Annotated in this window: 19 protein-coding genes and 3 pseudogenes; 11 read left to right on the top strand and 11 right to left on the bottom strand. The window is 68.2% G+C overall.

Going from position 1 to position 24,931, the window contains the following annotated elements; genetic code table 11:
* Positions 1-73 precede the first annotated feature (73 nt).
* The 5 genes from OO67_RS15650 (at position 74) to OO67_RS15630 (ending at position 9,500) form a co-directional block, all read left to right on the top strand.
* Positions 74-958, top strand: coding sequence for a carbohydrate ABC transporter permease (locus OO67_RS15650; RefSeq protein ID WP_033300648.1), 885 nt, complete (start codon positions 74-76; stop codon positions 956-958).
* 4 nt (positions 959-962) lie between these two features.
* Complete coding sequence (locus OO67_RS15645) at positions 963-1,871, top strand: carbohydrate ABC transporter permease (RefSeq protein ID WP_033300647.1); 909 nt, start codon at positions 963-965, stop codon at positions 1,869-1,871.
* A 71-nt stretch (positions 1,872-1,942) separates the two neighbouring features.
* Positions 1,943-4,513 (top strand): alpha-L-rhamnosidase, encoded by a 2,571-nt coding sequence (locus OO67_RS15640; RefSeq protein WP_244300210.1) that lies wholly within the window; start codon positions 1,943-1,945, stop codon positions 4,511-4,513.
* Between the two features lie 1,118 nt (positions 4,514-5,631).
* Entirely contained in the window at positions 5,632-6,894 is a 1,263-nt protein-coding gene (locus OO67_RS15635) for an ABC transporter substrate-binding protein (protein WP_033300643.1), read from the top strand.
* Positions 6,895-7,025: 131 nt separating this feature from the next.
* Positions 7,026-9,500: a glycoside hydrolase family 3 C-terminal domain-containing protein gene (locus tag OO67_RS15630; protein WP_033300642.1), complete on the top strand. Its 2,475-nt coding sequence runs from the start codon at positions 7,026-7,028 to the stop codon at positions 9,498-9,500.
* A 498-nt stretch (positions 9,501-9,998) separates the two neighbouring features.
* Here the strand turns inward: OO67_RS15630 and OO67_RS15625 are convergent, their stop codons facing one another.
* Complete coding sequence (locus OO67_RS15625) at positions 9,999-10,541, bottom strand: dihydrofolate reductase family protein (RefSeq protein ID WP_033300640.1); 543 nt, start codon at positions 10,539-10,541, stop codon at positions 9,999-10,001.
* A gap of 222 nt (positions 10,542-10,763) precedes the next feature.
* Here OO67_RS15625 and OO67_RS15620 point away from each other — a divergent pair, with 222 nt between their 5' ends.
* Complete coding sequence (locus OO67_RS15620) at positions 10,764-11,033, top strand: hypothetical protein (RefSeq protein WP_157841690.1); 270 nt, start codon at positions 10,764-10,766, stop codon at positions 11,031-11,033.
* A 50-nt stretch (positions 11,034-11,083) separates the two neighbouring features.
* On the opposite strand, the gene OO67_RS15615 is transcribed toward OO67_RS15620, so the two are convergent.
* The 3 genes from OO67_RS15615 to OO67_RS15605 are packed head-to-tail and all read right to left on the bottom strand — an operon-like array spanning position 11,084 to position 13,360.
* Positions 11,084-11,791 carry a B3/B4 domain-containing protein gene (locus OO67_RS15615; RefSeq protein WP_033300638.1) on the bottom strand — a complete coding sequence of 236 codons (708 nt, stop codon included), beginning with the start codon at positions 11,789-11,791 and terminating at the stop codon, positions 11,084-11,086.
* A gap of 60 nt (positions 11,792-11,851) precedes the next feature.
* Entirely contained in the window at positions 11,852-12,499 is a 648-nt protein-coding gene (locus tag OO67_RS15610) for an FMN-binding negative transcriptional regulator (protein WP_033300636.1), read from the bottom strand.
* A gap of 24 nt (positions 12,500-12,523) precedes the next feature.
* Complete coding sequence (locus OO67_RS15605; RefSeq protein ID WP_033300635.1) at positions 12,524-13,360, bottom strand: EamA family transporter; 837 nt, start codon at positions 13,358-13,360, stop codon at positions 12,524-12,526.
* A gap of 116 nt (positions 13,361-13,476) precedes the next feature.
* Between OO67_RS15605 and OO67_RS15600 the strand changes: the two genes are divergently transcribed.
* Entirely contained in the window at positions 13,477-14,052 is a 576-nt protein-coding gene (locus OO67_RS15600) for a helix-turn-helix domain-containing protein (RefSeq protein ID WP_033300634.1), read from the top strand.
* A gap of 452 nt (positions 14,053-14,504) precedes the next feature.
* Here the strand turns inward: OO67_RS15600 and OO67_RS15595 are convergent, their stop codons facing one another.
* From OO67_RS15595 to OO67_RS36660, 4 genes and pseudogenes are all read right to left on the bottom strand, one after another.
* On the bottom strand, positions 14,505-15,059 hold the full coding sequence (locus OO67_RS15595) for a transposase (RefSeq protein WP_106972756.1): 555 nt from the start codon (positions 15,057-15,059) through the stop codon (positions 14,505-14,507).
* A 6-nt stretch (positions 15,060-15,065) separates the two neighbouring features.
* Positions 15,066-15,209, bottom strand: a complete 144-nt coding sequence (locus OO67_RS38015) for a transposase (protein ID WP_244300209.1) — start codon at positions 15,207-15,209, stop codon at positions 15,066-15,068.
* A 273-nt stretch (positions 15,210-15,482) separates the two neighbouring features.
* Positions 15,483-15,986, bottom strand: a complete 504-nt coding sequence (locus tag OO67_RS15590) for a GNAT family N-acetyltransferase (protein WP_033300633.1) — start codon at positions 15,984-15,986, stop codon at positions 15,483-15,485.
* Between the two features lie 100 nt (positions 15,987-16,086).
* A pseudogene (locus OO67_RS36660) lies at positions 16,087-16,162 on the bottom strand (winged helix-turn-helix transcriptional regulator); the annotation flags it as partial.
* A gap of 57 nt (positions 16,163-16,219) precedes the next feature.
* Here OO67_RS36660 and OO67_RS39805 point away from each other — a divergent pair.
* Positions 16,220-16,516, top strand: a complete 297-nt coding sequence (locus OO67_RS39805; RefSeq protein ID WP_244300208.1) for a hypothetical protein — start codon at positions 16,220-16,222, stop codon at positions 16,514-16,516.
* A 460-nt stretch (positions 16,517-16,976) separates the two neighbouring features.
* Here the strand turns inward: OO67_RS39805 and OO67_RS15580 are convergent, their stop codons facing one another.
* Positions 16,977-17,393 (bottom strand): peptidase inhibitor family I36 protein, encoded by a 417-nt coding sequence (locus tag OO67_RS15580; protein ID WP_157841689.1) that lies wholly within the window; start codon positions 17,391-17,393, stop codon positions 16,977-16,979.
* A gap of 269 nt (positions 17,394-17,662) precedes the next feature.
* On the opposite strand from OO67_RS15580, the gene OO67_RS36655 reads away from it, so the two are divergent.
* Positions 17,663-21,784 (top strand): GDSL-type esterase/lipase family protein, encoded by a 4,122-nt coding sequence (locus OO67_RS36655; RefSeq protein WP_078597935.1) that lies wholly within the window; start codon positions 17,663-17,665, stop codon positions 21,782-21,784.
* 615 nt (positions 21,785-22,399) lie between these two features.
* A pseudogene (locus OO67_RS39800) lies at positions 22,400-22,648 on the top strand (IS1380 family transposase); the annotation flags it as partial.
* Between the two features lie 40 nt (positions 22,649-22,688).
* Here OO67_RS39800 and OO67_RS39795 read toward each other — a convergent pair.
* Positions 22,689-22,847 (bottom strand): annotated as a pseudogene (locus tag OO67_RS39795) (GNAT family N-acetyltransferase); the annotation flags it as partial.
* A 221-nt stretch (positions 22,848-23,068) separates the two neighbouring features.
* Here OO67_RS39795 and OO67_RS15570 point away from each other — a divergent pair.
* Positions 23,069-23,731, top strand: coding sequence for an O-methyltransferase (locus tag OO67_RS15570; RefSeq protein ID WP_033300630.1), 663 nt, complete (start codon positions 23,069-23,071; stop codon positions 23,729-23,731).
* A 59-nt stretch (positions 23,732-23,790) separates the two neighbouring features.
* On the opposite strand, the gene OO67_RS15565 is transcribed toward OO67_RS15570, so the two are convergent.
* The gene (locus OO67_RS15565; RefSeq protein ID WP_033300629.1) at positions 23,791-24,909 is read right to left on the bottom strand and encodes an HAD-IIIC family phosphatase; all 1,119 of its coding nucleotides are present in this window, start codon (positions 24,907-24,909) and stop codon (positions 23,791-23,793) included.
* Between the last annotated feature and the right edge of the window lie 22 nt (positions 24,910-24,931).

The raw sequence follows: 24,931 nt of genomic DNA, 5'->3' as shown, positions 1-24,931 counted from the left end.
GCGCCATACGCGTGGGCTGCCCCCGGTTCCGTTCCGACAGGTTTCTTCAACGGAAACGAAGTGGACACCATCCATGCACCGCGTACTCGGTGACCGCAGGGCCATCGCGATCCTCCTCGGTCCCGCCCTTCTGGTCTATTCATTGATCATGCTGGTCCCGATCGTGTGGTCGCTCGGGTATTCCTTCACCAAGGGCAACACCATCGACGGCTTCACCGGAAACGGGGTCGCCAACTTTTCCCGCTTGTTCGATGACCCGGCCGTCCATGACGCTCTCTGGTTCACTCTCAAATACGCCGCCATCGTCACGGTAGGACAGGTCGTCGCCGGTTATCTGCTGGCACTGCTCTACGTGTTCTTCCTCAAGAAGTCCTCCGCGCTCATCCGCACCCTGGCCTTCTTCCCCGTAGTGCTCCCCACGGTCGCGGTGGGCCTGCTCTTCCAGAAGTTCTTCCAGGTCGCCCCGCAGACAGGCCCGGTCAATTCGTTGCTCAATGCGGTCGGAATCGAATCCATCGATTTCTTCGGCAGTGCGGGAAGCGCATTCTGGGTCCTGATCGTCATGGACATCTGGCGTTCCATGGGCTTCTACGCCGTCCTGCTCTTCGCCGGCCTGGTGGACATCCCCGACGAGGTCCTCGAATCGGCCCGCCTGGACGGCGCCTCGGGACTGCGGCTGATCCGCCACATCGTGCTGCCTCTGTCCCTGCCGGTTCTGATGTCGTCACTGATCTTCAGCATCAACGGAACCCTGAAGGTGTTCGACTCCGTCGTCGCCCTGACCAACGGGGGCCCCGGCAACGGCACCACCCCCTTGACCCTTTACATGTTCCAGACGTCGTTCACCTACAGCGACTACGGATACGGCAGCACCATCGCCCTGCTGCTGACCGTGGTCTGCCTGCTGGTGAGCCTGGTCGTCTACCGCGTCTCGCAGCGCGACCTCACGGAGGGCTGAGCACATGGCCATCGAAACACCTGCGAAGACCTCCGCAGGCCGCTGGAGCCGAGGGCTCTCCGGAAACGCCGGACCGAGCCGCAGGCCCAGGACACCGCGCCGGCTGTGGGTGAAGATCGTCGTCACCCTGCTGCTGGTCGTCGAGATCTACCCGCTGATCTGGATGTTCCTGACCTCCCTGAAGTCCAACGACGACTACCTGAACAACTCCACCTGGAGCCTGCCCACGACCTGGCAATGGGGCAACTACTCCGAGGCCTGGACCACCGGCCACCTGGGTCTCTACGTCCAGAACAGCCTGCTCGCCGTCCTGCCCGCCCTGGCGCTCATGCTGCTCCTGGGCACGGCCGCGGGATTCGCCCTGCAGATCATGGTGTGGAAGGGCCGCAGCCTCACCCTTCTCGTCTTCCTGGCGGGCATGATGGTGCCCCCGCAGATGATTCTCCTGCCGCTGTTCACCGTGTACTTCCAGGCCGGTCTGTCCGGCACCCTGTGGCCGCTGATCCTCACCTACACCGGCACCGGCCTGCCGCTGACCGTCTTCATGATGGCCACGTACTACCGCACGGTCCCCCGCGAACTCTTCGAGGCCGCCACCATCGACGGCGCCGGCATCCTGCGCGCCTTCTGGACCATCAGCGTGCCCCTGGTGCGCAACGCCCTGCTCACGGTCGGCCTGGTGCAGTTCTTCTTCATCTGGAACGACCTGCTCATCGCACTGACCTTCACCAACAACCAGGACCTGCGCACCATCCAGGTCGGCCTGCTCAACTTCACCGGGGACTTCGGCGCCACCCAGTACGGCCCTCTGTTCGCCGCCATCTGCATCAACGTCTTCGGCACCCTCCTGATCTATCTCTTCCTCAACCAGAAGGTCATGAAGGGCCTCACCGCGGGAGCGGTCAAGGGCTGAGCCACGCCCGCAACCCCCGCTCCCGTGCACGTGACGAAAGGCTTTCCTTGCTCCCCCCTCAGCCCTCACCGGTGTCCTTCGAGCATTTCCCGGACGGCATCGGCATCGGGGCCCCCACCCCGCGCCTGACGTGGACGTTGCCGAAAGGCGGCGGTTCCCAGGAAGCGTACGAAGTCGAACTCACCCGCGCCGGACGGGCCGACCGCACCGGCCGCGTCGCCGGGCGGGACCAGGTGCTCGTTGCCTGGCCCGGCGCACCGCTGACCTCCCGCGAACGCGTAACCGTCCGTGTCCGCGTCTGGACGACGGACTCCGATGCCCCCTCGGGCTGGAGTGGGCCAAGTGTGGTCGAGGCGGGTCTGCTCGACGCGGCCGACTGGCACGCCGTCCCGGTCGGTGCGGCCTGGTACGAGGACCCGGAAGCCGACCGTCGCCCGGCGCGTGTCCGCAAGGACTTCTGTCTCGACGGGCCCGTCACGCGCGCCCGCCTCTACATCACGGCGCACGGTCTGTACGAGGCGGAGATCAACGGGCGCCGGGTCGGCGACGAGACCCTGGCCCCGGGCTGGACGGTGTACCCGCATCGCTTGCGCTACCGCACCCACGACGTCACCGGCCACCTCACCACAGGCGCCAACACCATCGGAGCCTGGCTCGGTGACGGCTGGTACCGCGGCAAGTACGGCTTCGACGGCGGCACCCGCAACATCTACGGCACCGACCAGTCCCTCATCGCCCAGCTGGAGGTGACGTACGAGGACGGCACCACGGCCACGATCGCCACGGACGGCACCTGGAGCGCCGCCCCCGGACCGATCCTGACCAGCGGCCTGTACGAGGGCGAGACGTTCGACGCCCGGCTGTACGACCCCGGCTGGGCCACCCCCGCCGGCACCGCCGCGGGGGGGTGGGCCCCCGTGCGCACGCACAGCCGTGACCTCGGCACCCTCGTCGCCCCGACGGGCCCACCGGTGCGCTGCACCGAGGAGATCGCACCGGTCGAGGTGACCCGTACCGGCGACGACCGCCACCTGCTCGACTTCGGCCAGAACCTCGTCGGCCGCCTCCGCGTCACCCTCGACGGCCCGGCCGGCACCGCCGTCACCCTCCGGCACGCCGAGGTCCTGGACGCGGGCGAACTCGCCACGCGGCCGCTGCGCGAGGCGTACGCCACCGACACCCTGATGCTCTCCGGACGGGGGCCGATCACCTGGGAACCACGCTTCACCCTCCACGGCTTCCGCTACGCCGAAGTCAGCGGCTGGACACCCGATCTGACCGCCGGCATGGTGACCGCCCGGGTGTACCACACGGACATGCGGCGAACCGGCTGGTTCGAGTGCAGCGACCCGCTGGTCAACCGCCTGCACGAGAACGTCGTATGGAGCATGCGCGGCAACTTCGTCGACATCCCCACCGACTGCCCCCAGCGCGACGAACGCCTCGGCTGGACCGGCGACATCCAGATCTTCGCACCCACCGCAAGCTTCCTCTACGACTGCGCGGGCATGCTCGACTCCTGGCTCACCGACGTCGGCCTCGAGCAACTGCCCGACGGCACGATCCCCTGGTACGTACCCGTCATCCCGGGCGGACCCATGTGGACGCCGATCCACCCGGGCGCCGCCTGGGGGGACGTCGCCCCGCTCACCCCCTGGACGCTCCACCAGCGCTTCGGGGACCTCGCCCTCCTCCGCCGCCACTATCCGATGGCCAAGAAGTGGGTCGACCTCGTCGAACGCCTCGCTGGCCCGACCCGCCTATGGGACACCGGCTTCCAGCTGGGAGACTGGCTCGACCCGGCCGCACCGCCCGACGACCCGGCCTCCGGCCGCACCGACCGCTACCTCGTCGCCACGGCCTACTTCGCCCACTCCGCCCGCCACCTCGCCCTGACGGCAGACGTGCTGGGGAATGACGCGGAAGCCGAGCGATACAGCGCACTCGCCGGCGAGGTGGCTGAAGCCTTCCGCCACCGGTACGTCCTTCCCTCGGGCCGCATGACGAGCGACAGTCCCACCGCCTACGCCGTCGCACTCGCCTTCGGCCTGCTGACCACGCCGCAGCGGCAGCCGGCCGGTGACCGCCTGGCCGAGCTGGTCATCGAGGACGGCGCCCGCATCGCCACCGGCTTCGTCGGAACCCCGCTGATCTGTGACGCGCTCACCGACACCGGGCACCTCGACATCGCCTACCGCCTGCTCCTGCAGACCGAATGCCCCTCCTGGCTGTACACCGTGACCATGGGCGCCACGACGATCTGGGAACGCTGGGACAGCCTCCGCCCCGACGGCACCCTCAACCCCGGGGGCATGACATCGTTCAACCACTACGCCCTCGGGGCCGTCGCCGACTGGCTCCACCGTGTGGTCGGCGGCATCACCGCCACGGCCCCCGGATACCGGAAGATCACCTTCCGTCCCCGCCCCGGCGGCGGCATCACCTCGGCCCAGGCCCGGCACGAGACGCCCTACGGAACGGTGTCCATCTCGTGGGAGCAGACCGCCACGGGGCTCAGAGCCGACATCGTCGTACCGGAGGGCTGTGAAGCAACCGCGGAACTGCCCGGCTGCACGCCGGTCGCCCTGGGGCCGGGCGAACATGTCCTCGACACGGAGAAAATAGCCATAAAGGCTTCCTGAACGAACCTTCACGCATCAGCTTCAGCAAGCCCGGCGCATGCCTGCATGCGTCGGGCTTCGATATTCCAAGGTTCGTTGAACTCTCCGGCATTCGTCTTGTGGATGGCCTCCATCCATTGCACCGATAAAGGGCGGTCTCGTAAAGCGTTTCAATTGAAATTTCAGATCGCATTGTTCGGCGAAAGGCGCCTCCTTGATGGTTGTGAGATTTCCTTGAGGTACGTGCTTCCCGAGGGTTGACCTGAAGCCGTGAGAGGCAATAGTTTCCCCTTTGTTGGTCGAAACGCTTCACGAGCGGCTGTCGCCGGACACCGAAATCGCTCGCCGTGGGACGCGGCAGCGGTTGTCTCGAAAGTTCCGGAAAAGGCGTTTCGCCTGCAAGAGATGTTCGTATGAGATCCCCCTCAAGCTGGGGTCGACCGTGTACCTGACTGCTCGGTCGGCCCCGCCCCCATGGTGGCCCGTCGAGCGGCCACCGACTCGTCCGGGAGAGCCGCTGTGAACAGAAGATTCTCTACCGTCACCTCCCCAGCACTGGTCACGACCACGACCCCAGTCATGAGCGATCCGGCGGTTGCCCCGCTCGGATCGGCCCGCAGGACCGGGGCGACGGTCTGCCCGTCCTTCGTCGGCTGCTGAGGCCGCCTGGGCTTCCTGCACTGCGGCTTCGCCCCGGCGTTTCTTGACGCCCCAGCTCCGGCCACGGTCGATGCCACGGCGGTCGGGGGAGCGCGCGAAAACGGAGCACGACTTCTGATTACTCCCTTCTCCGCCTGGCGTTCGTGATTCAGGGGCCTTCCTGCTCGGTCGGCCTCAGGGGCTGAGCGCCGATCCACATCGGCGGACTGGTGAGGTCTTGGTCGTCTGCTCCCGCCGGCGGAGCGGTCCAGAAGGCGTCTCACGGCCCCATAACCGTCAGCCGATCCCCCTGACCCCGAGCGACGCCGGCACCGTCACCGGAATCCAGTCCGCGTCCCCGGTGAACTGTGCACTGTGTGAGCAGCTCTGCTGGGACGTCGTCAGCCCTCCGCAGATGACTTCATCCGGAGCACTCTGACTCTCAGCTGCACTTCGGCAACGCACATCACCTTCTCCCCTTCTCCTGCACGGAGCCTGTCATGAGAACCTCCCGCTGCGTCCGTGCCACCGTCATGGTCACGAGCCTCGCCATGAGCCTGAGCGCTTGCGGTGGGTCCGGCTCGGCAGCCACCGACGACGGCACTCTGAAGATCACCGCCAATATCACCGACCGCTCAGCCATGAAGACTGTCGTGGCGGCCTTCGAGCGAGAGAATCAGCAGGTGAAGATCGCGGTGACCTACGCCGACACCGACCAGCTCCAGAGCACCCTCCCCGCCCAGCTGTCCTCAGGCGCGGCGCCTGACGTCTTCACCGTCTGGCCCGGCTACGGCAACCCTGCCGCTGTCCGGACGCTGGAGTCCGCAGGTCGACTTGCCGATCTGTCCGGTCTGGAATTCGCGCGCAGTGTCCCGGAGGACACCAAGTGGGTGACCCGGGTCGGCGACGCCACCTATGCGGTGCCGGCCAACTACAGCGGTATCGGCGCGATCTACAGCAAGAAGGCCATGCGCGACATCGGCGGCACCACCCCCGAGACGTGGGACGAGTTGCTGCAGCTGTGCGACAAGGCGAAGGCCGGCGGCAAGGTGCTGTTCGCGCTCGGTATCGAGACACCGTGGGTGACCCAGCTGGCCGATTACGCGTTGGCCGCCACCACTGTCTACGCCGGCCATCCCAAGTTCGCGACCGAGATGGGTGACGGCCGGGCCACCTTCGCCGACTCCGGCTGGAGAGAGGCGTTGGAGAAGTACGTCGAGCTCGATGAGCGGGACTGCTTCAGCAGCGATCCGTTGGGGACGAGCTACGAGACGTCCATCCAGGACGTTGCCGAGGGCAGGGCGGTGGGCGTCATACAAGTCGCCAGCAGCACCTCGGCCATCACCGCGACAGCTCCGGAACTGCAACTGGACATGTTCGCCGTGCCCGCGAGTAACAACGCGGCACAGACCCACATGCCCGGTGCAGTGTCAGCCGCCTATGGAGTCAACTCCGACAGTGACAACAAGGAGCTGGCCATGAAGTTCGCCGAGTTCCTCGGGTCCGACACCGGCCAGAACCTCTACAACCAGGACAGTGGCACCCTGCCTGCCATCCCCAACGACCGCTTCACGGCCGACCCCGTTCTCAAGGAACTGGTCGCACACCAGAAGGCCGGCACCACCGTGCCCTTCATGGATCAGCTGTGGCCCAACCCTCAGGTCCAGCAGGAGCACTTCATCCAGATCCAGAAACTGTTCTCCGGGCGCACCGATATCGATGGCGTCCTTGCCGCCCTCGATGAGGCCTACCAGGAGGGATGAGCCGCAGGTGCCGTGCCCAGGCGGCGCGCGCCAGTGAGCACCCCCCATCCCCGCAAGGTGCGGCGTCCCGCTGCTCGCGCCGACCAAGGCGCTGTTTTGTCCTGCCCCCAATTCCTCATGGAAGAGCCGCCATGAATCGTCGTACATTTCTCTCAGCCGCCGTCCTCACCGCTCTGGCCTCAGGCATCGCACCGGCCGCCGCAGCGCCCCGCCGTACCGCGGGCGCCGCCCCCGACAGCAGGGCTGTCGCCCTCCTGGCCAAGATGACCGCCGCACAGAAAGAGGCCCTCGTCCGCTGCGACTTCGCAGCCCTGAGCTCCCTCGGCATACCTGCCCTGACCATGGTGGACGCCTCAGCCGGCCTGCGTGGGGAAACCGGCGTCACGGCCTTCCCCGTCCCCCTCGCGCAGGCCGCGACGTTCGATGCCGACCTCGCCGGCCGGCTCGGTCAGGCGCTGGGCGCCGAAGGACGTGCCAAGGGTTACAACAACCTTCTGGGCCCCACCGTCGACACCGCCCGCACCTGGCACTTCGGCCGGCAGGCCGAGAGCATGGGAGAGGACCTGCTCCTCTCCGGCATCCTCGGCGCGGCGCTCACCCGGCGCATCCAGGAACAACACGTCGTTGCCACCGTCAAGCACTTCAGCGCCTACACCCAGGAAGTCAACCGTTTCTTCGTCGACGCGCAGATCTCCGACCGGGCACTGCACGAGATCTACCACGCCTCCTTCGAGCGCATCATCGACGCCGTACCCGTCACCTCGGTGATGATGGCCTATCCCAAGATCAACGGAACGTTCGCCACTCAGAGCTCCGCGCTGTTCAACGACCTCAAGAAGACCATCGGTCTGGAGGGCTACACCGTCCCCGACTTCTGGGCCGGCGACGACCCGGTGGGAGCCGTCAAGGCAGGAATGGACCTCGGCGGACTCGGCCCCGGGGGCGTGAAGATACCTGTCGGCGGCCTCACCGACGGCAGCGTCCCCGCGGCCCGCCTGGACGACGCCGCCCTGCGCATCCTCAACACCATGTATGCCAACGGTCTGTTCGACCACCCCGTACCGGCACCTGCCGCGAACGCCAGTACACAGGCACACAAAGACCTCGCCCACGAACTCGCCGTCAGCTCCACGGTCTTGCTCACCAACCGCAGCCGAGCCCTCCCACTGACCCCCACCGTCAAATCGCTCGTGGTGATCGGCCCGGCCGAGAACACCGCCCTGACAGGAGTCTCCGGCTCCACCTACGTGAATCCCGGCACCTGGACCACCCCGCTGGCGGCCATCAAGGACCGGGCCGGTACCGGGGTCACCGTCACCTACCGCCAGGGAACCCTCGGAGACATCCCCCTCACCGCCGTCCCGGCGACGGTGCTGCGCACTGGCTCCGGCGCGGCGGGGCTGACCGGCAGCTTCTACGCCGCGGCCCAGCCGTCCGGTACTCCCGTCGCCACACAGGTCAGCGCCGGTATCGACTTCACCAGTGCGCCCGTGGCCGGGCTGCCCACCGTGTGGTCGGCCCGCTGGAGCGGCACCCTCACGCCGACCACAACGGGCCCGCACCGCTTCTCGATGCTGCCCTCAGGCACCACCAAGCTCGTCATCAACGGCAGGACGGTCATCTCCGGCACCCGCCACAGCCGCCGATTCTTCCTCGGACCGTACGACTATCCGCTCCAGGGCATCATCGACCTCACAGCCGGTAAGGCGGTGAGTATCAGCGTCGAGTACAGCAACAGCACCGCCGACACCGGTACCTGCGGCCTCACCCTCGGCTGGCAGCCGAAGTCCCTCATACCTGACGCGGTCGCCGCGGCACGGACCAGTGACGCAGCCGTGGTCATCGTCAACCGGGTCGCGGGCGAGGACATGGATCACGGCTCCCTGGACCTGCCGGGCGACCAGGACAAACTCATCGCCGACGTAGCAGCAGCCAACTCCCGCACCATCGTCGTCCTGAACACCGACGGCCCCGTCGCCATGCCGTGGATCAACGATGTCGAAGCGGTCGTCCAGCTCTGGTACGCCGGACGCGCCACGGGTACCGCATTGGCAGCCGTCCTCTTCGGTGACGCAGACCCCTCAGGCCGTCTGCCGGTCACCTTCCCCGTCACGGCGTCCCAGGGACCCGGGTCGACGCAGCCCACCTACCCGGGCAATGGCCCCACGGTCTCCCACAGCGAGGGGCACCTGGTCGGCTACCGCTATTACGACGCGAAGAACCAGAGCCCGCTGTTCCCCTTCGGACACGGCTTGTCCTACACCACCTTCAACCTCGGCTCCCTGGAAGCGTCCTACAACACAGCGACCAGGACGCTGACTGCCGCCGTCACCCTCACCAACTCCGGATCCCGCGAGGGCACCGAAGTCGTGCAGCTCTACGCGGCCCTGCCTGCCGGCGCCCAGGCCGAGCCGCGGCGACTGATCGGCTTCCGCAAGGTCGCGCTCGCTCCCGGTGCAAGTACTCGGATCACTTTCAGCGTTACTGCCCGCGACCTGTCGGTGTGGACTGCCGGCGCCTGGAAACTCACCCCCGGCTCTTACACCGTCCACGCCGGCCGGTCCTCACGCAGCCTGTCCGTACAGCGCCTCGTCACCGTCAGCTGAGCCGAATGAACCCTGCCGAGGGCGACAGACTCCGCAGAGGCAGAAACCCATCTGGATCTTGATGGCGGTCCCTGCGGGCGAGCGTCACGTCGGCCTTCACTTCCATTCGCGTCGTGAAGGCCGACGTTGTGCTGGACGAGGGGCGGGAAATCCCCCGCATGGAGGCAACTTCCTGTTACTCAATGCCGAAGCGCACCCGCGCCTCGAAGCCGGAGAAGGCGCAGCGTGGATCGCCCGTGCCCGGCCCCGCCCTACGCGTCCTGGGCCAACCCGATCGAGGCCCAGTTCGGGCCCTTGCGGACCTTGGTGATGGGCGACTCGAGCCATCCCACCACACCGTGCTCGCCCGCCGGCTGCACGCCTTCCTGGGGTGGCGTAACGCCAACTCCCGACGTCCTTGCCGCCCAGCGCCGCGAACGCGCCCGCATCCGCAGCCAAGGACAACAGAGCTGGGGCTGCCGCCGCGCCAAGGCGGCGTGATCAGACGGAGGGTCGCGCCTACTTTCGCACACGGAAGCGGAGCATCGTGATGGCGCCCGACCGGGTGCTGTTGAGAGGCTCCAGGTCGATCCTGTCGAGGCTCGGGGGCGAGAAGCGGACGCCGTCGCCCAGGAGCAGCGGTAGGACATACACCAGGATCTCGTCGACGAGCCCGCTCCGCAGGCACTGGGCGGCCACGTCGGCACCGAGGATCTCCAGGTTCTTGCCGCCCGCGGCGCCACGCGCCGTGGCAACGGCTTCCTCAAGTCCACAGGTGAGGAACGTGACGGTAGGATCCGGCTCGTCGGGAGGCCTGTGCGTGAGGACGAACTGTGCTCCCCCGTCGTAGGCGGTGTCCTGGTCGGCCATACGCCTGGCGACCTCGTACGTGCCCCGGCCGATGAGCATTGCGCCCGTGGCCGCCATTACCTCCGGGACCTCGGCCGCGGTCAGGTACTCGGCGATCCAGTCCATCGCGTGGCCAGGGCCGGCGATGAAGCCGTCCAGCGACATCGCCCGGTTAACGACCACTTTGCCGGTGCCGAAGCCCACATCACTCATGCGTTCTCCACGGATCCTGGAGGCCCGAGGCCGGGTCATCAGCCCGGCCGGTGGGGGAGTGGCAAGCGTATCGGCGGTAGCACAACGCGAACAACCGGCAGCCGGGTGTTCCGGCCGCGCGGCGTCGGCAACGTACCCGGGTACGGCGCGAACGAACACCGCCCGTGGGGCGTCCTCAGACCCGGGCCCCCTCAGGCCCTCAGGTCAGCCGCCGGCCCCTTCTTGCCGACTTCGCTGCGTGCTGCCCGTCAGGCCCAACACATCGTCCGGCTCGAACGTCGGCTGTTCCAGGCCCTCGGTCAAGACAACTGGCATACCACCGGGCTCGAAGCCCCCAACGACGTCAACGCCCTCCAACAGCAGATCGCCGACCTCGATCAGGGAATCGAGACCTCGTTGCGCAGCTCGGTGAGCGAGGATGATCCGGCGGCCTCGCGGGCCACCCACCGCGAGCTGATGTCCCAGCTCAACAATCAGCCCCGACCCCGGTGAGCCCTGGGTACCTTGCGGACGGCCGCGTCGATGCGCAGGGGGTTCGGCTCTCAGGTGGTGATCTGCGGGCGCGCCGGACTGAGGTAGTGGACGGTGCTCCGGGCGGAGTGCGCGCCCAGCAGGTCCTGTAGTTCGCCGGCGGCGGCCTTGAGAAGGTGTTCGTCGCGGTCGGCGTGGAGGGTTTCGAGGACGAAGGCGACGTGGGTGGAGTCTTCGGTGACGCGGGTGCGGTGGGCGTCACGGTGGTTCCAGTGCCGTGTGAGGACGTCGGTGGTATCGGTGTAGATGATCTCGCCAGGCTTAGGGTTCTCGACGGTGTCGGGTTCGCCAAGCGGCGTGAAGGTCTCACTGCCGTCGGCGTAGCGGATTTCTACGTCGCCGGTGACATGGTCGAGGTCGAAGGCGCCGGCGGGGAGGCCGTGGCGGACGGAGACGGTGTTGTAGGAGTCGACGGCCGGGTTGATCCGGGGCAGGGTGCCCTTCTTGGCCAGGCGGCGGCCGAGGGCGTCGACGCTGGGGCGGATGCGGCGGGGGTTGGTGCCGAAGGAGCGGTAGGCGGTGTGCCATGCCGCGATGCGCGGATCGCTCTCGTCGGCTGGCTGCCAGGCGCCGTCGGCCAGCTGCTGCTCCAGGTCCTGCTGGGCGGCTGCCGTGGCTGGCCAGGGCTCGTGGCCGCGCAGGCCGGTGGCGGTGACGACGGCGACAAGGGTGTCGGGGAATGCTCCCGCGACGGCGGGGCTGAGGCGGAGGACGGTCATCAGGGGGTCCGTTCCAGGAGGGTGCGGGGATGCCGCAGGCGCGGGCGGGAAGTCGGGGGGTCAGGCTTTCCAGGTGCCGAGGCGGTCCAGGCGGCGCAGTTGCTGGGTTGCGGTGGACACGTCCAGGGCGGTGCCGCGTTCGGTGAGTCGGCGGGCGGTGCCGGTACGCTGCTCGACGGGTTTGTGGTCGTCGTACTTGAACTTCGCCCGCACGTCGGTGACGTCCAGGCGCAGGCCGCGGATGCCAGGCAGCATCCGACCGTAGGGAGGCTGACCGGGGTCGATGGTGGCGTAGTCGCCGTCGGGCTGGAAGTGGGTCATCTGCCGGCGCAGCAGCTCGGCCTTGTCCTCGGGCTCGTCCACGATCGTGGCCTGGCAGGTGAACTGGACGGCGGCGTAGTAGCTGGTGGGGACGCCGTCGGTGGGCGGGATGCCGGGCTTGGTGCGCCAGGGGCCGGGGATGAAGGCGTAATCGCTGGTGACGGTGAAGGTGACGTTCAGGTCGGCGGCGATCGCCCTCCAGACGGGGTTGGGGCGGGCGAGGTGGATGAGCAGTGTGGTGCCCTCCGCCGTGAAGTGGGTGGGCACGACGACGGGCGGCTGGCCGGGCGGGCCATTGACGCTGAGGATGCCGAAGTCATGGCCGTCGGCGATCCAGGTCTGCCATTCGGCGTCGTCGAGGGCGGCGTCCCAGGGCTGGATGAACATGCCGGGCTCCTTCCGAGGTGCGGGTCAGGTGAGGGCTAGGAGGCTGACGGCGACGGCTGCCGTGCCCAGGCCGATCAGCTGCCCGCGGTGGATCCGCTCCGCGAGGACGCCGCGGGCGAGCAGGACGGTGCCGGCCGGGTAGAGGGCGGTGATCACGGCGACGACGGCCAGGTCGCCGCTGCGGGCGGCGAGCAGGAACAGCAGGTTCGCCACCGAGTCCAGCACGCCGGCCGTGGCCGACATCGCGTACGCGGGCTTCTCCGAGCCCAGGCGCCGGTACATCAGCCCGGCCGCGGCCAGGATGACCGCGGAGGAAATGGCACGTCCGATGATCAGCGGGCCGACGCCGCTGTCCGCGGGCGCCTGGTGCAGGAAGACGAGCTGCAGCGCAATGGCGGCCCCGGCCCCGAGGGCCATCAGCAGCGCGGTGCGCGACGGTCGCGCGCTGCCGGCGCCGTGTCCGGCGCTGACCAGCACCACTGCCGCCAATGCCAGCGGCAGCCCGATCAGCCCGGCCACGCCCAGGTGCTCCCCCTGGAGCAGCCCGACTCCGACCGGCAGCATCGCCGAGACCAGCGCCGTGACCGGGGACAGGACGTTCATGGGGCCGATCGCCAGCGTGCGGTAGAGCAGGGCGAACGCGGCGGCCGAGGCGACGCCTGATGCCGCCCCCCAGGCGAGGGTAGCGGGGGCGAAGGAGGCGCCGAGGAAGGGCCAGAGCAGCAGTTCTACGGTGAGCGAGGCCGGTGCGGCGATCATCACGGTGCGCAGGACGTGAGCCTTGCGTGCGCCGAGACCGCCGAGGAAATCGGCGCATCCGTAGGCCAAGGAGCTGCCCAGGGCCAGCAGCAGAGCGATCACGGGTGTATCCCTTACTATTAATGGAACGACTACACCGTACAACGCATCGACCGGCGTGTGTCAACCAAACGACCGGGTAGCGCATTGCACTGATCCATCATCGGAGGGGCGACGAGATGACCGAGACCGAGGCAGCGCTGCGGACGCTCGCACACAACGTCCGCGCAGCCCGTACTCGCGCCGGCCTGTCGCTGGACGAACTCTGCCGTCGCGCCAAGGTCAGCAAGGGAGCTCTGGCCGGGCTCGAGAAGGCGCAGGGCAACCCGAATTTCGCCACCCTGGTCCGTCTTGCCGACACCCTCGGCATCTCGGTGTCCGCGCTCATGGAAGGGCCGGCCGAAGGCCGCGTCCGGGTCGTGACCGCGGATGCCGTCATGCCCCTGTGGAAAGGCGAACGCGGCAGCGAAGCCCGGCTCATGCTGACCACCTCGGGATCAGCACCAGTCGAAGTCTGGCGCTGGACGCTGGAACCCGGCGAGGAATATCCCAGCCACCCCCACCAGGCCGGCGTCGTGGAGACCGTCAGCGTCACCGCCGGACAGATGGTGCTCGTCGTCGATGCCACCGAGCACCCCGTTTCGGCTGGACAAACTGCCACCTTCGACGGCGACACCACCCACACCTACCGCGGTGCGGGCACCGAAACCTGCCACCTGATCATGACCGTCCACCTTCCGCCCGGTCCCGCGTAGCACTCCACCGTCCAAGATCAGCGACGACCTGCACGTTCACGCCATGGCGGCGGTGCTGCGGGAGAAGTCGGGCCGGCGGTCGACGGCCCGTTCAGCCTCACCCCGTTGCACGAGGTGGTGCGGACCTGCCAGCTGCGAGTTGCCGCGGCCCCGGCCGTCGACTCCTACATGGATTCCGGCCGTGACGAGACCGGCTTCGCGGACCTGGACGACGTCCTCGGCGCCCTCCGGCGACCGGAGAGCCCTGGGCGGTGCGCCCGTCGGCCCAGGCTGCGAGGACGCTTACCAGGTTTCCCGCACGCCACGGAGACAGTCCGCGACGTCCTGGACATCGCGGTGCGCTCCCCATGGGGCTGGCCCCAGTGGAACGTAGGCGACCCGGAAGACGAGGACGTCCGAGCTGCCACAGTGGGTCAGCTGTCCGTCGTTCACGTGATCGACCGGCTCACCCGTCACCTGGCTGTCCTGGACATCGACTGGATTGGCCAGCAACTCGTGAGAGGCCTCGACCACCCGCACTGACGCTTCGGCCATACCTGGGCCCCCGAGAAACAGTCATGGCCGGTTCGGGACCCCAAGGTCAGGACGAGTTTGTCCCGGCACCCGCCGACGAGGGAGCCGGTGTAGCCGCCGTCGGCCCACACGAGGGTGATGTCGCGGTGCAGACGGCGCAGCCGCACCAGCAGGCCCGCCGCGGCGTCCCGGTCGCCGATGTTCGCAGCCGTGACCGCGACGGCCAGGAGCAGGCCGAGGGTGTCGGTCACGATGTGCCGCTTGCGGCCCGGCACCTCCTTCCCGCCGTCGTAGCCGCGTGAGGCGGCCGGCACCGTCGCGGCGGCCCGCACCGACTGCGCGTCGATGTTCCCCGCTGTGGGCTCGGCCTCACGTCCCTCGCGCTCACTGACCGTCCCGCGCAGCCGGTCGTGGAACTCGGTGATCAGCCCGTGCTCGCGCCAGCGGCGGAAGAATGCGTGGACCCGGGCCCATGCGGGGAAGTCCGAGGGCATCGCCCGTCACGAGATCCCGCCCGCGACCAGGTAGCGGATCGCGTCCAACAGCTGCCGGTGGCAGTAGCCCTCGGGCCGTCCATCCCGCCCCTGTAACCAGGCGGGCACAGGCAGCAACGGCCGGACGGCCGCCCACTCCGCGTCCGTCATGTCCGACGGATTCCGGCGTACCCGGTCCGGATGGTCGGCCGCGTTGCCCTACACGTGCGCGAGGCAATCGCACGACACGGAGAGGGAGTTGCAGTCAACATGTTCGGGAACGTACGACAAAGACAACAGGGCCTTCGGGAACCACTCGGAATGGGATGGCACCCCCCCGAGCTACCTGGAGGCCCTGCTTTCACGCGCGGAAACCGCCGCAGTCACCCGATCGAGACTCCCGTTCGATCGACAGAGTTCGAGATCGGTACGGGCAACAACCACTTACGTGTCGGGATGTTCCGGCAGGGCGAGCCAGTCCGACCAAGAGATCTCGCGGCCGAGGAAGCGCGGCTGCTCGAACGGCCAGTCGGCGGCGATCCACTGCGGCACCAGCGCGTCGAGGGCCTGCTCGACCTTGCTGCCCACCAGCTCGTCCACCACCCACCAGGAGATCTCGCCGTCCGCGCCGGCCCTCTCCGGTGGGTCGATGTAGACACAGCCGAGCAGAGCTGTCTCCGCCGTGTCGAACAGCGCGTAGTTGAAGGACTGGTGTGCGGCGATCTCCTTCTCGTGCCGCAACAGGTCGGCCTGATCGGCCTCGTAGGTCATGGTTGCCGCGGGCCAGCCCCAGGCCGGGCCGAAGATGGTCCACAGCCGCTCGCGCGAACCCATCACAGCCGGATAGTCGAGCGGGGTGTCCGCCTCCCGGATCGGCCGCAGATGATGGCCACCGCCCGGCAGCGGTACCAGGACGGGGTGGACGAATTGATCGGGAAGCCAGCTCATGGCGCCCGACCGTAGCAGCGCGCGGCCGTCCGCTCCCCCTGGATTTTCCCCGTACACCGCCAGGCCCTGCTCTCATGCCGGGCAGGGCCTGCGATGACCCGGCCCAGTGGTGTGAGGGTGTACTCGACGCGGGGTGGGACTTCCGCGTACGCCGTCCTTGTGACCAGGCCGTCTTTAGACGTTGCTTCTTGTAGTGGCTGTTGGAGCCTGAGCAATGCAGGGATACTGCTGCTGTGCTGTTGACGTGGATCGCTGAGGTTGCGGACGAGCCCTTGGTGCTGGAGCCAGCTGACCGGCGCGTGGAGTGGGAGACCAATACCTGGTCGCTGGGTGCGGCGGACGAGGACAGGAGATCGTTGTCCACGAGGTGGTGGCTGCCTTCGAGCGCACTGCTGCAGCCATCCAGGAACGCATTCTCGGCCTGCACGCACGACGAGCGGATCGCCTCCCCCCGCCGCTACCTCTCCAACGAGAGCATGGACAGGGTCTATCCGGACAGCACCCAGGCCCTCCCAGGAACCCCCTTCTGATCAGCTACACCACTCGGCGGGACATGACCCGAGGACGGCAGGGGAGAGGTTGTCGGGGCAACCCTCGAGCGGGAGACGGCGCAAAATGCTCGGCCGGAGTTCGGGTGAGAGGCGGGAGGGTGGGCGTTGACGGTCGCTCGCAGTTCGGGCAGCGCCGACTTGGTGGGGTTGGCAAGGTAGAAGTGCTGGTCGCTGCCGTATTTATCGCGCTCAGTCACAACTGTGACTGAGCACGACAGATGGCGCTTGAGCACGCTACTGAACTTCGTCCGGTGATGTCGGGCTGTTCGCCAGACAGCGTGGAGGTGACCTCGGTAGTCCTCGTTCAGTGAGATATCCGCAGGGCGGCAGCTTGACCGACGTCGAAGGAGACGCGCGGGAGCGAGTCCGGTGCCAAGCCGTGACGTGCTTCGAGGCTGGCGGGAAGAACCGGTCGGGCCCCCCCGGAACAGAAGCCCACTCAGGGGCAGTAGAACTGCACCCCGGTCAGCCTGTCGTTGGCGAATTCGCCGGCCCAGTCACCCGTGGCGCCGTACTGATGGCTCGGAGTGAAGTCCAGGTCCGAGTAGTTGTACGGGTCGTCGACGAACTTCACCTGGCAGGTGGAGTTGTTCAGCCAGGAGGACACCTGATTGTTGGCCAGGTCCCCGTTCAGGAAGTGGACGCTGTAGAGGTTGATGTTGCCGGTGGCCGGGGTGATGATCGCCTTGGAGCCCGTGCCCCCGCCGTGCTGGTAGAGGCACAGGGCCCAGCCCGGGCAGTCGGCGTACGGCGGATTTGCCGCGGAGGCCGGGGCCGCAGCGGACAGCAGCGCCGCACCGGCGACCACTCCCGTCGCGAGAGCCGCCTTGAGCGATCTCGTTCCGGATGAACTCATTCCCATGGCTTACCACCTTCTGAACCGCCGGTGCGGCTCGGTCCGGACCGCACGGAGCGACGCTCCGCGATCTTCACGGCAAAGCCTAACCGTGTGTGCCAGGTGAAGGTTTCGGATCGTCAACAACAAGCCAGACATGAGGTGTTGTGCCCGCGCCGCCAGATCGGATTTGTAGTCTCTCGCTGTTGCCCGCCGCCTCCCGTGGGCAGAAAGCCGCATCCCGCGGCTGAGGAGACGCCGCACCCAGCGGCCCCAGAAAAGAGACCACCGTGTCCCTGCACTTCCTTCACACACCGGGCCGCGCCACCCGGTACAGACCCGGCCCCGGCCCCCGGCGCACACTCGTGCAGGCGCTCTGCACCGCGTTGCTCGCCTCCCTCGTCACCCTGGTCGCACCCACGCCGGCGCAGGCCGTCGAAGACGTCACCGAGTCGTCCATCACGTTCAACACCCAGGGCGGCACCCGCTGGGACCTCGTCAGGTCGTCCCTGCTCAAGGCTGCCGACGTGATCGCCCTCCAGGAGACCGTGAAGCCACCGAGCGACTTCACGGGTGAGCAGGTGCTCCTCGACAACAGCACCGACACCACGCAGACCCCGACCGGGCTACCCAGTCTCAAATACCGTGTGAGCGCGGCTCGTTGGGGCAAGCCCGGCACGCGTGCGGCCCCCGGCGTCCTGATCTACCTGAAGATCTTGGACAAGACGGCCTGGGGTCAGACCACCGGCACAGACGACCCCGACACCGGCACCGAGGGCAACACCCAGAAGTCCATGGCCATCTGGCTGAAGGACGCCCCCGAGGACCTCAGCACCCTCGCCCCGCGCATCCGCGTGCTGCCCGCCGCGGACCCGGCCAACAAGTGGATCAGGACCCGCCCCGCATTCGGCGTACAACTGGGCGGCACCTGGTACTTCAACATCCACGCCGCGTCGATCCGCTCAGGGGAGACCCCCAACCCGCACGCCGTCGCCCTGATCAACACCATCTCCCAGACCATGGCCGGGCAGAGCTGGCGTGCCCTGGGCGACTTCAACAGTTCCGCCGCTCCCACCCGCGGCCGGTTCCCGAACACCTTCTACGCCACCAGTAACGGCCGCCCCGACGGCCCTCCCGCGACCACCCAGCTCTCCGGCTACGCCCTGGACTACATGATCGCCAGTGACCAGCTGGAGAACCTCTCGGTGTCCCTCAACGGCCGCAACGGTACCTCCGACCACTGGCCGGTGCGGTTCGCCCCCGCGGGCGGGCCCACGTGCGGCGACAGCTGGGGCAGCATCACCGTCTACAACCCGGTATCTCGTGCCGCCCGCGCCGCGGACGACGGCTCCTGCGGCCTGCCTCCCGCCGTGGTCTCCATGGGCGACAGCTACATCTCCGGCGAGGGCGGACGCTGGGCGGGCAACGCGGCCGCCTCGGCGGCCGGGTCGGCCTGGGGCACCGACCGGGCGGCAGTGAACTGCAACGCCGACGAGAGCACGTGTGACCACGACGTGTCGCGGGTCTACGGCGACACCGGGTACGACCGGGGCGCCGACGCCTGCGACAGGTCCGACTCCGCCGAGATCCGGGGCCTCGAACTCGAGGGCGTACCGCTGGAGCGGCGCTTCAACGTCGCCTGCTCGGGAGCCACCACCGACAACGTGACCACGACCGGGTTCAAGGGGCAGCGGCCCCAGGTCGAGGACCTACGCGAGATCGCGCAGAACAACGACGTGCGCATGGTGGTGCTCTCCGTCGGCGGCAACGACCTGAAGTTCTCCGACATCCTCCAGGACTGCGTCAAGGCGTACTTCTACCCGTCGGTGTTCAACAAGGGCTGCCGGGGGGCCAAGGAGAAGGAGTTCGCTGAGAGCCTCGGCCCCGTGCGGGCCAAGGTCGTAGGGACGGTCGAGACGATCCGGACGGTGCTGCGTGAGGCGGGGCAGGAGGACGGCACGTACCAGATCGTCCTCCAGTCCTACGCCAACCCGCTGCCGAGGGGCCGTAACTACCGCGACGCGGAGAACGCTCCCGTGCCGCCCGCCAACTACGGCCGCTACATCAACGGCGGCTGCCCCTTCCTCGACGCCGACAGCGACTGGGCACACACCTCCGTGGTGCCCCGGATCAGTGACATGCTGCGGGGTGCGGCCAACGAGGCGGCTGTCTCCTTCCTGGACCTGCAGAGCGCGTTCGCCGGGCACGAGCTGTGCAGCACGACGACGAGGCAGGCGGACTCGAGCCACCGGCTGACGGCTCCGCTGAGCGCCCACCACGCCGAGTGGGTGCGCTGGGTCCCGTACCTGTTCGAGGGGGCCAAGGACCTGCCGTGGCAAGCCCAGGGCCATCAGCAGGAGGCGATCCACCCGAACCGCTACGGCCAGCAGGCGCTCGCCGCCTGTCTGACGAAGATCGCCGCCCAGCTCGGTGACCACCCGGTGGCCTCCTCCTGCGTGGGTACCCCGTACGCTCTGCCCGGTGCCGTGGAAGGCTCGGTCGGCAACTCGGGCCAAGACCTCGGGCGTGGCAATCGCCGCGGCCCCGTGGCCGGGCTGCCCGACTGGAGCCGGGCCGGGTACCGCAGCGGTGAACTGCTGCCGTCCGCCGCCGCCCGCACCCCCGACTCCGCCTGCCACTTCGGCCCCTCCGCACTGGAGTCGCAGTTCCAGGTGAAGGCCGATGACGGGCAGGACGACACGGCGGGCCTTCAGAAGGCCATCGACCGGATCCGTAATGACTGCACTCCGCATGCGAGTGCCGGCCGGCTGTCGGTGATCGAGCTGCCCAAGGGTGTGCTCAACGTCAGCAAGCAGCTCTCCGTGGACGCTTCCTACCTGCTCGTACGAGGCCAGGGCGCGGACCCGGCGGACGGCTCACGGATCGTCTTCCGCCCCGACGAGAACACGCGGTACGACGTCCTCACCGCCAGGGGCGAGCGCTGGGACCAGGCCGGCATGGAGCACAAGTGCGAGTTCACCACCGGCAACAACGTCGGCACCGGCGGCTGGATCTGGCCGGGCCGCGGCCTGTTCCGGGTCCAGACCAGGGAGGCCGCCGCGAAGTACGCCGGAATCTGTGGCTTCCCGTCCAAGATCCCGGAGAACCGGCGTGACCTCTTCGAGGGGTCGGTCAACCAGCACTGGGAGTCGGGGGTCGCCGTCGGCGGGTCCCCCGGCGACGCCAACTACGCCGCGCGCCAGGGCGACCGGGTCGTCCAGCTGAACGCCAACGCGAAGATGGACGCCTTCAAGCCGGGCGGTGACCTGTGGGTGGGCGCCGCCAACAGCCTGAAGTTCTACCAGTCGCAGGAGATCGCGGGCGCCGAGAACGACGGCCGGCTGGAGAACCTGCACATGCGCCAGCAGGTGTTTACCATCGCCGCAGTGGACACCGCGAAGCGCACCGTCACCCTCGACAAGCCGCTGGAGTACGACCTGCCGGTGGACTCCACCTCCGACGGCTCGCCGCCCCTGGGGGTGAGCGGCAAGGCGTACGCCAGCAAGGTCACCGCGCTGAAGATGATCACCGATGTGGGCTTCGAGGACTTCTCCTTCACCGAGGACCTGAACGGCCTGCCGAAGCTCCGCGGCGGCACCTACCAGCTCGACCCCGCCCAGGCGGTCCACAACTACGGCAACCTGGCCCCCGAGTACGCCATGCACGGCATCGTCTTCAAGTGGGCCCGCGACTCCTGGGTGCGCGGCGTGCGCGCCGACATGGTCGGCTCGCACCCCGTTGTCACCGAAGTGGCCCGGAACATCCAGATCGAGCGCAACGTCTTCGACGGCTCCTGGAACAAGGGCAAGGGCGGCAACGGCTACCTGCGGGGATCACGGGTCTGGGACTCGCTGTACGCCTCCAACACCAGCCGCAACCTGCGCCACTTCACCTTCCAGTGGTCGGCGTCGGGCAACGTCGCGATCGGCAACGACTTCGACTCCGACCTCAATCTGCACGGCGGCTGGGAACGCCGGAACCTGTTCGAGAACAACACCGTCCGCGTGCCGTACAACCACTCCTCGGGCGAGTGCGACACCAACTGCGGCGGTGAAGGCGGCGCCGGCGACGACGGCACCTGGTGGCCGATCTACTGGGCCGCCGGCAGCAAGGGCATCGGCTGGTCGGGCTCCACCGGCCCGCAGAACGTCTTCTTCCACAACACCCTGGCCAAACAACGCGCCCCCGGAGGCCCGTACGAGCCCTACCATCCCTACGGCGACACCTCCCGGCTGTACCAGTTCGGCTCCGCCGCAGATGACGCGAGCACCTTCCAGCACCTAAGAAGCGCGGCCGGCCCGATCCAGGACTGGGCCACGAACGAGGGCATGGATTACTCCCGCGGAGACGGCGTCAACGCTTCCCGTACGGACTCCAGCCCTTCGCTGTTCCTGCGCGACTACCGCTCCTGACCCGTGGCGCCCCGGACCACCGCCCCGACCCTGCATCCGCACGGTCCGCTGGGGCGGGTTCGGGGCGCCTTGCGGTCACAGGAGACCAATGAGTGCGGGCCTGGGCATATAGGCCGGGGCCTGCACCCATGGTGCGCTGTCGAGGGCTTGCCGGTCTGGGACTCGTCTCACCCAGGCAGGCTCGTTCAAGCTCGCCAGAAGGGGTGAGAGGAACGACGGCCGAGCCCCCTGACCAGCAGTCTTTCCGTTGTACGGCAAGTTCTCGCTGCCTGCCTGGGCCCGTCGCCATCCAGGTGTTTCTGGCTGCTGTTGGCCACGCGCTTGCCACGTGGCCAACAGCGGGACTCTGCGACTCCGGGCGTGGCGCCAGAAGTGGGATGCTTGAGTGCGGCGGCTGGCGACATCCACGGGGCGAGCGTCGTTCGTTGCGTATCTAACCTCGCGCTTTCACGTGCGCTGGCGTCCGAGATGTGATCGAGAACGAGAGAAGTGCCCTGACCTGCGAAGATAGGGCTTGTCGAAGGTCCTGTCGGTTGCGAGGAAAGAAGCACTTCCCAGGTAAAGAAGCGTATCGGGTCCTATCCCCGTGTCCGTGTCGAGGGCGGTGGCCGCGGAATGGTCAGCCAGGCGGGCCGTGCTGCTGGTGGAGACCGTCCGCAAGAGCGGGCTGGATCAGGCGATATCTTCGGCGCTGGCGCCGTGGCGCAAGCCATGCTGCGGGGCGAGCCGGGCGTGTTCGGGCCGGTGGGCCTCGGACCCGACAGTCTCCCGCCTCGTCCACGCTCTCGCCTCGGCCGGGCCGAGGTCCTTGATGCCATCAGGGCACCCCGGGCTGGAGTTCGCGAGCGGGTGTGGAAGTGGGCCCACCGACTCCGCCGGCTGACCTTCGCGAAAGATCGAGGCTTGACTCGTACAGCGTCTCCACCTTTGGGTGGCTGGGGTCGACCAGGAGCACGGCGAGGGCCTCCGGCCGGTCCTCGACCAGCGCCTCGTGAAGCCGCTTGGAGGCTCCTGTCTTCCGCCACCGCGGGCGCACCATCAACTCGGACACGGAGAAAGTCGAGTGGGCCTTGGGCGGATCGATCAGGTCGGCTTGTAGCCGTCGTAGCCGTCGTAGCCGATGCCGCCGCCCGCCGCGCCGACGAGGCGACTGCGGCTCCGGAGCCCCCTGCCGGCACGCGGCGGGGCATCACCGGGACGGGAGTTCGGGTCCGGGTACGGCCTCGACGTGACCCCGGCAATACGCTATTCAATTCCGGCGGTGCATCATCTAGTGTTGTCGCCATGGCGAATCAGATTGCAGTCGGAACGAAGCTTCTGGAATACGTCAGGGAGTCCTCTCTCAGGGAGGACGATATTCTCCGCGATCTGCGACAGCTGACCGCGGAGTTACCCCAGGGGGAAGCGATGCAGGTCATGCCGGAAGAAGGGCAGTTCCTCGCGTTTCTGATCGCGTCGGCCGGTGTCGCCGACGTGCTGGAACTCGGCACCTTCACCGGCTACAGCACCCTGTGCATGGCCCGCGCTCTTCCGCCGCACGGGCGGCTGATCACCTGTGACATCACCGAGCGATGGCCGGAGATCGGCGCCGATCACTGGCGGCGCGCGGGCGTTTCCGAGCGCATCGAGCTTCGTATCGGTGCGGCGACCGATATTCTCGGGAAGATGCTCGCAGACGGTTGTTCCGACAGCTTCGGTCTCGTTTTCATAGATGCCGACAAAGCAAATTATCCCCGCTATTACGAACTGGCACTACGGCTTGTGCGGCCGGGCGGGCTGGTGGTCGTGGACAACACGCTTTTCTTCGGCCGGGTCATTGACCCCCTCGCCGACGACGCGGACACCGCCGGGGTCCGTGAGCTCAATGCCACGATCCGGGACGACCGGCGGGTCGACGTCTGCATGCTCCCGATGGCCGACGGCATCACACTGGTCCGCCGCAGGTGATCTTCTGCCGGCGGCTGCCGGACCGGGCCCGCCGGCCCGATCCGGGCGCCCTTTCGCGCTCAGTCCGGGAGTCCGGCCCGGGGCGGCGCCCGGTCGGCCAGGTCCGGAGCGATCAGCCGGACCGTCGTCGGAGGCTCCCGCCGCTCGGGGGTGAGGTGCAGCAACAGGACGTCCTCACCGGAACTCCCCGAGACCTCGTCCCGGCAGCCGCAGGGTTGCTCGTCCAAGCCCGCGAACCGGTAGGCGATCTCCATCACCCGGTTGCGGTCGGTGGCGCGGAAGTCCGCCAGCAGATGGACACCGGCCAGGGCGGCTTGGTCGACCAGCCAGTTCAGGATGATCGTGCCGGCGCCGAACGCCACCACACGGCACGAGGTGGCGAGCAGTTTGAGGTGCCACGCCCGTTCGTGCTTCTCGAGCAGCACCACGCCCACGGCGCCGTGCGGCCCGAAGCGGTCCGTGAGTGTCGTGACCAGAACCTCATGGCTCGGGCAGGCGAGGAGCGCGCGCAGCACCTCGTCCGGGTAGTGCACCCCGGTCGCGTTCATCTGGCTGGTGCGCAGGGTCAGTTCCTCGACCCGCGACAGCTCGTCGTCCGTGGCCCGCCCGATCCGCATCACCATGTCCAGCGAGCGGAGGAAGTCCTCGGACGAACCGGCGAACCGCTCCCGCTCGTCCGTGCGCCGGAAGCCGGCCTGGTACATCGTCCGGCGCTGTCGCGAGTCGACGGTCACCGACCTCGGGCTGAACTCGGGCAGGGACAGCAGTGTCGCCGCGTCCTGTGCCGCGTAGCAGCGCACCTCGGGGAGGTGGAAGGCGACCTCGGCCCGCTCGGCCGGCTGGTCGTCGATGAACGCGATGGTGCCGGGAGCGAAGTCCAGCCGCTCGGTGATCCGGCGTACCGCGTCCGACTTGGGCCCCCAGCCGATCTCCGGGACGACGAAGTAGTCGGCGACGCCGAGGGCCTTCAGCCGTGCCCAGGCGATGTCATGGTCGTTGCGGCTGCACACCGACTGCAGGATGCCCCGCGCGTCCAGACCGATGATCAACTCACGGTTCGCCTCGGACAGGACGACGTTCTCGTCCTCCAGCAGTGTGCCGTGCCAGAGCGTGTTGTCGAGGTCCCAGACCAGGCATTTCACGGTCCCGGGCGGCGCCTCCGGCGCGGTGTCGCTCATGTTCGGCTCCTTGTGATGACGT

The organism is Streptomyces atroolivaceus, from assembly GCF_000717025.1.
GTDB classification, from domain to species: Bacteria; Actinomycetota; Actinomycetes; order Streptomycetales; family Streptomycetaceae; genus Streptomyces; species Streptomyces atroolivaceus.
This window is presented reverse-complemented; position numbering and strand designations above follow the sequence as displayed.

What these genes read in the sequence shown, in the direction of transcription:
- OO67_RS15650 (WP_033300648.1), top strand. Translation starts at nt 74, where the DNA reads ATGCACCGCGTACTCGGTGACCGCAGGGCCATCGCGATCCTCCTCGGT.
- OO67_RS15645 (WP_033300647.1), top strand. Translation starts at nt 963, where the DNA reads ATGGCCATCGAAACACCTGCGAAGACCTCCGCAGGCCGCTGGAGCCGA.
- OO67_RS15635 (WP_033300643.1), top strand. Translation starts at nt 5,632, where the DNA reads ATGAGAACCTCCCGCTGCGTCCGTGCCACCGTCATGGTCACGAGCCTC.
- OO67_RS15630 (WP_033300642.1), top strand. Translation starts at nt 7,026, where the DNA reads ATGAATCGTCGTACATTTCTCTCAGCCGCCGTCCTCACCGCTCTGGCC.
- OO67_RS15625 (WP_033300640.1), bottom strand. Translation starts at nt 10,541, where the DNA reads ATGAGTGATGTGGGCTTCGGCACCGGCAAAGTGGTCGTTAACCGGGCG.
- OO67_RS15615 (WP_033300638.1), bottom strand. Translation starts at nt 11,791, where the DNA reads ATGACCGTCCTCCGCCTCAGCCCCGCCGTCGCGGGAGCATTCCCCGAC.
- OO67_RS15610 (WP_033300636.1), bottom strand. Translation starts at nt 12,499, where the DNA reads ATGTTCATCCAGCCCTGGGACGCCGCCCTCGACGACGCCGAATGGCAG.
- OO67_RS15600 (WP_033300634.1), top strand. Translation starts at nt 13,477, where the DNA reads ATGACCGAGACCGAGGCAGCGCTGCGGACGCTCGCACACAACGTCCGC.
- OO67_RS15595 (WP_106972756.1), bottom strand. Translation starts at nt 15,059, where the DNA reads ATGCCCTCGGACTTCCCCGCATGGGCCCGGGTCCACGCATTCTTCCGC.
- OO67_RS38015 (WP_244300209.1), bottom strand. Translation starts at nt 15,209, where the DNA reads ATGACGGACGCGGAGTGGGCGGCCGTCCGGCCGTTGCTGCCTGTGCCC.
- OO67_RS15590 (WP_033300633.1), bottom strand. Translation starts at nt 15,986, where the DNA reads ATGAGCTGGCTTCCCGATCAATTCGTCCACCCCGTCCTGGTACCGCTG.
- OO67_RS15580 (WP_157841689.1), bottom strand. Translation starts at nt 17,393, where the DNA reads ATGAGTTCATCCGGAACGAGATCGCTCAAGGCGGCTCTCGCGACGGGA.
- OO67_RS15570 (WP_033300630.1), top strand. Translation starts at nt 23,069, where the DNA reads ATGGCGAATCAGATTGCAGTCGGAACGAAGCTTCTGGAATACGTCAGG.
- OO67_RS15565 (WP_033300629.1), bottom strand. Translation starts at nt 24,909, where the DNA reads ATGAGCGACACCGCGCCGGAGGCGCCGCCCGGGACCGTGAAATGCCTG.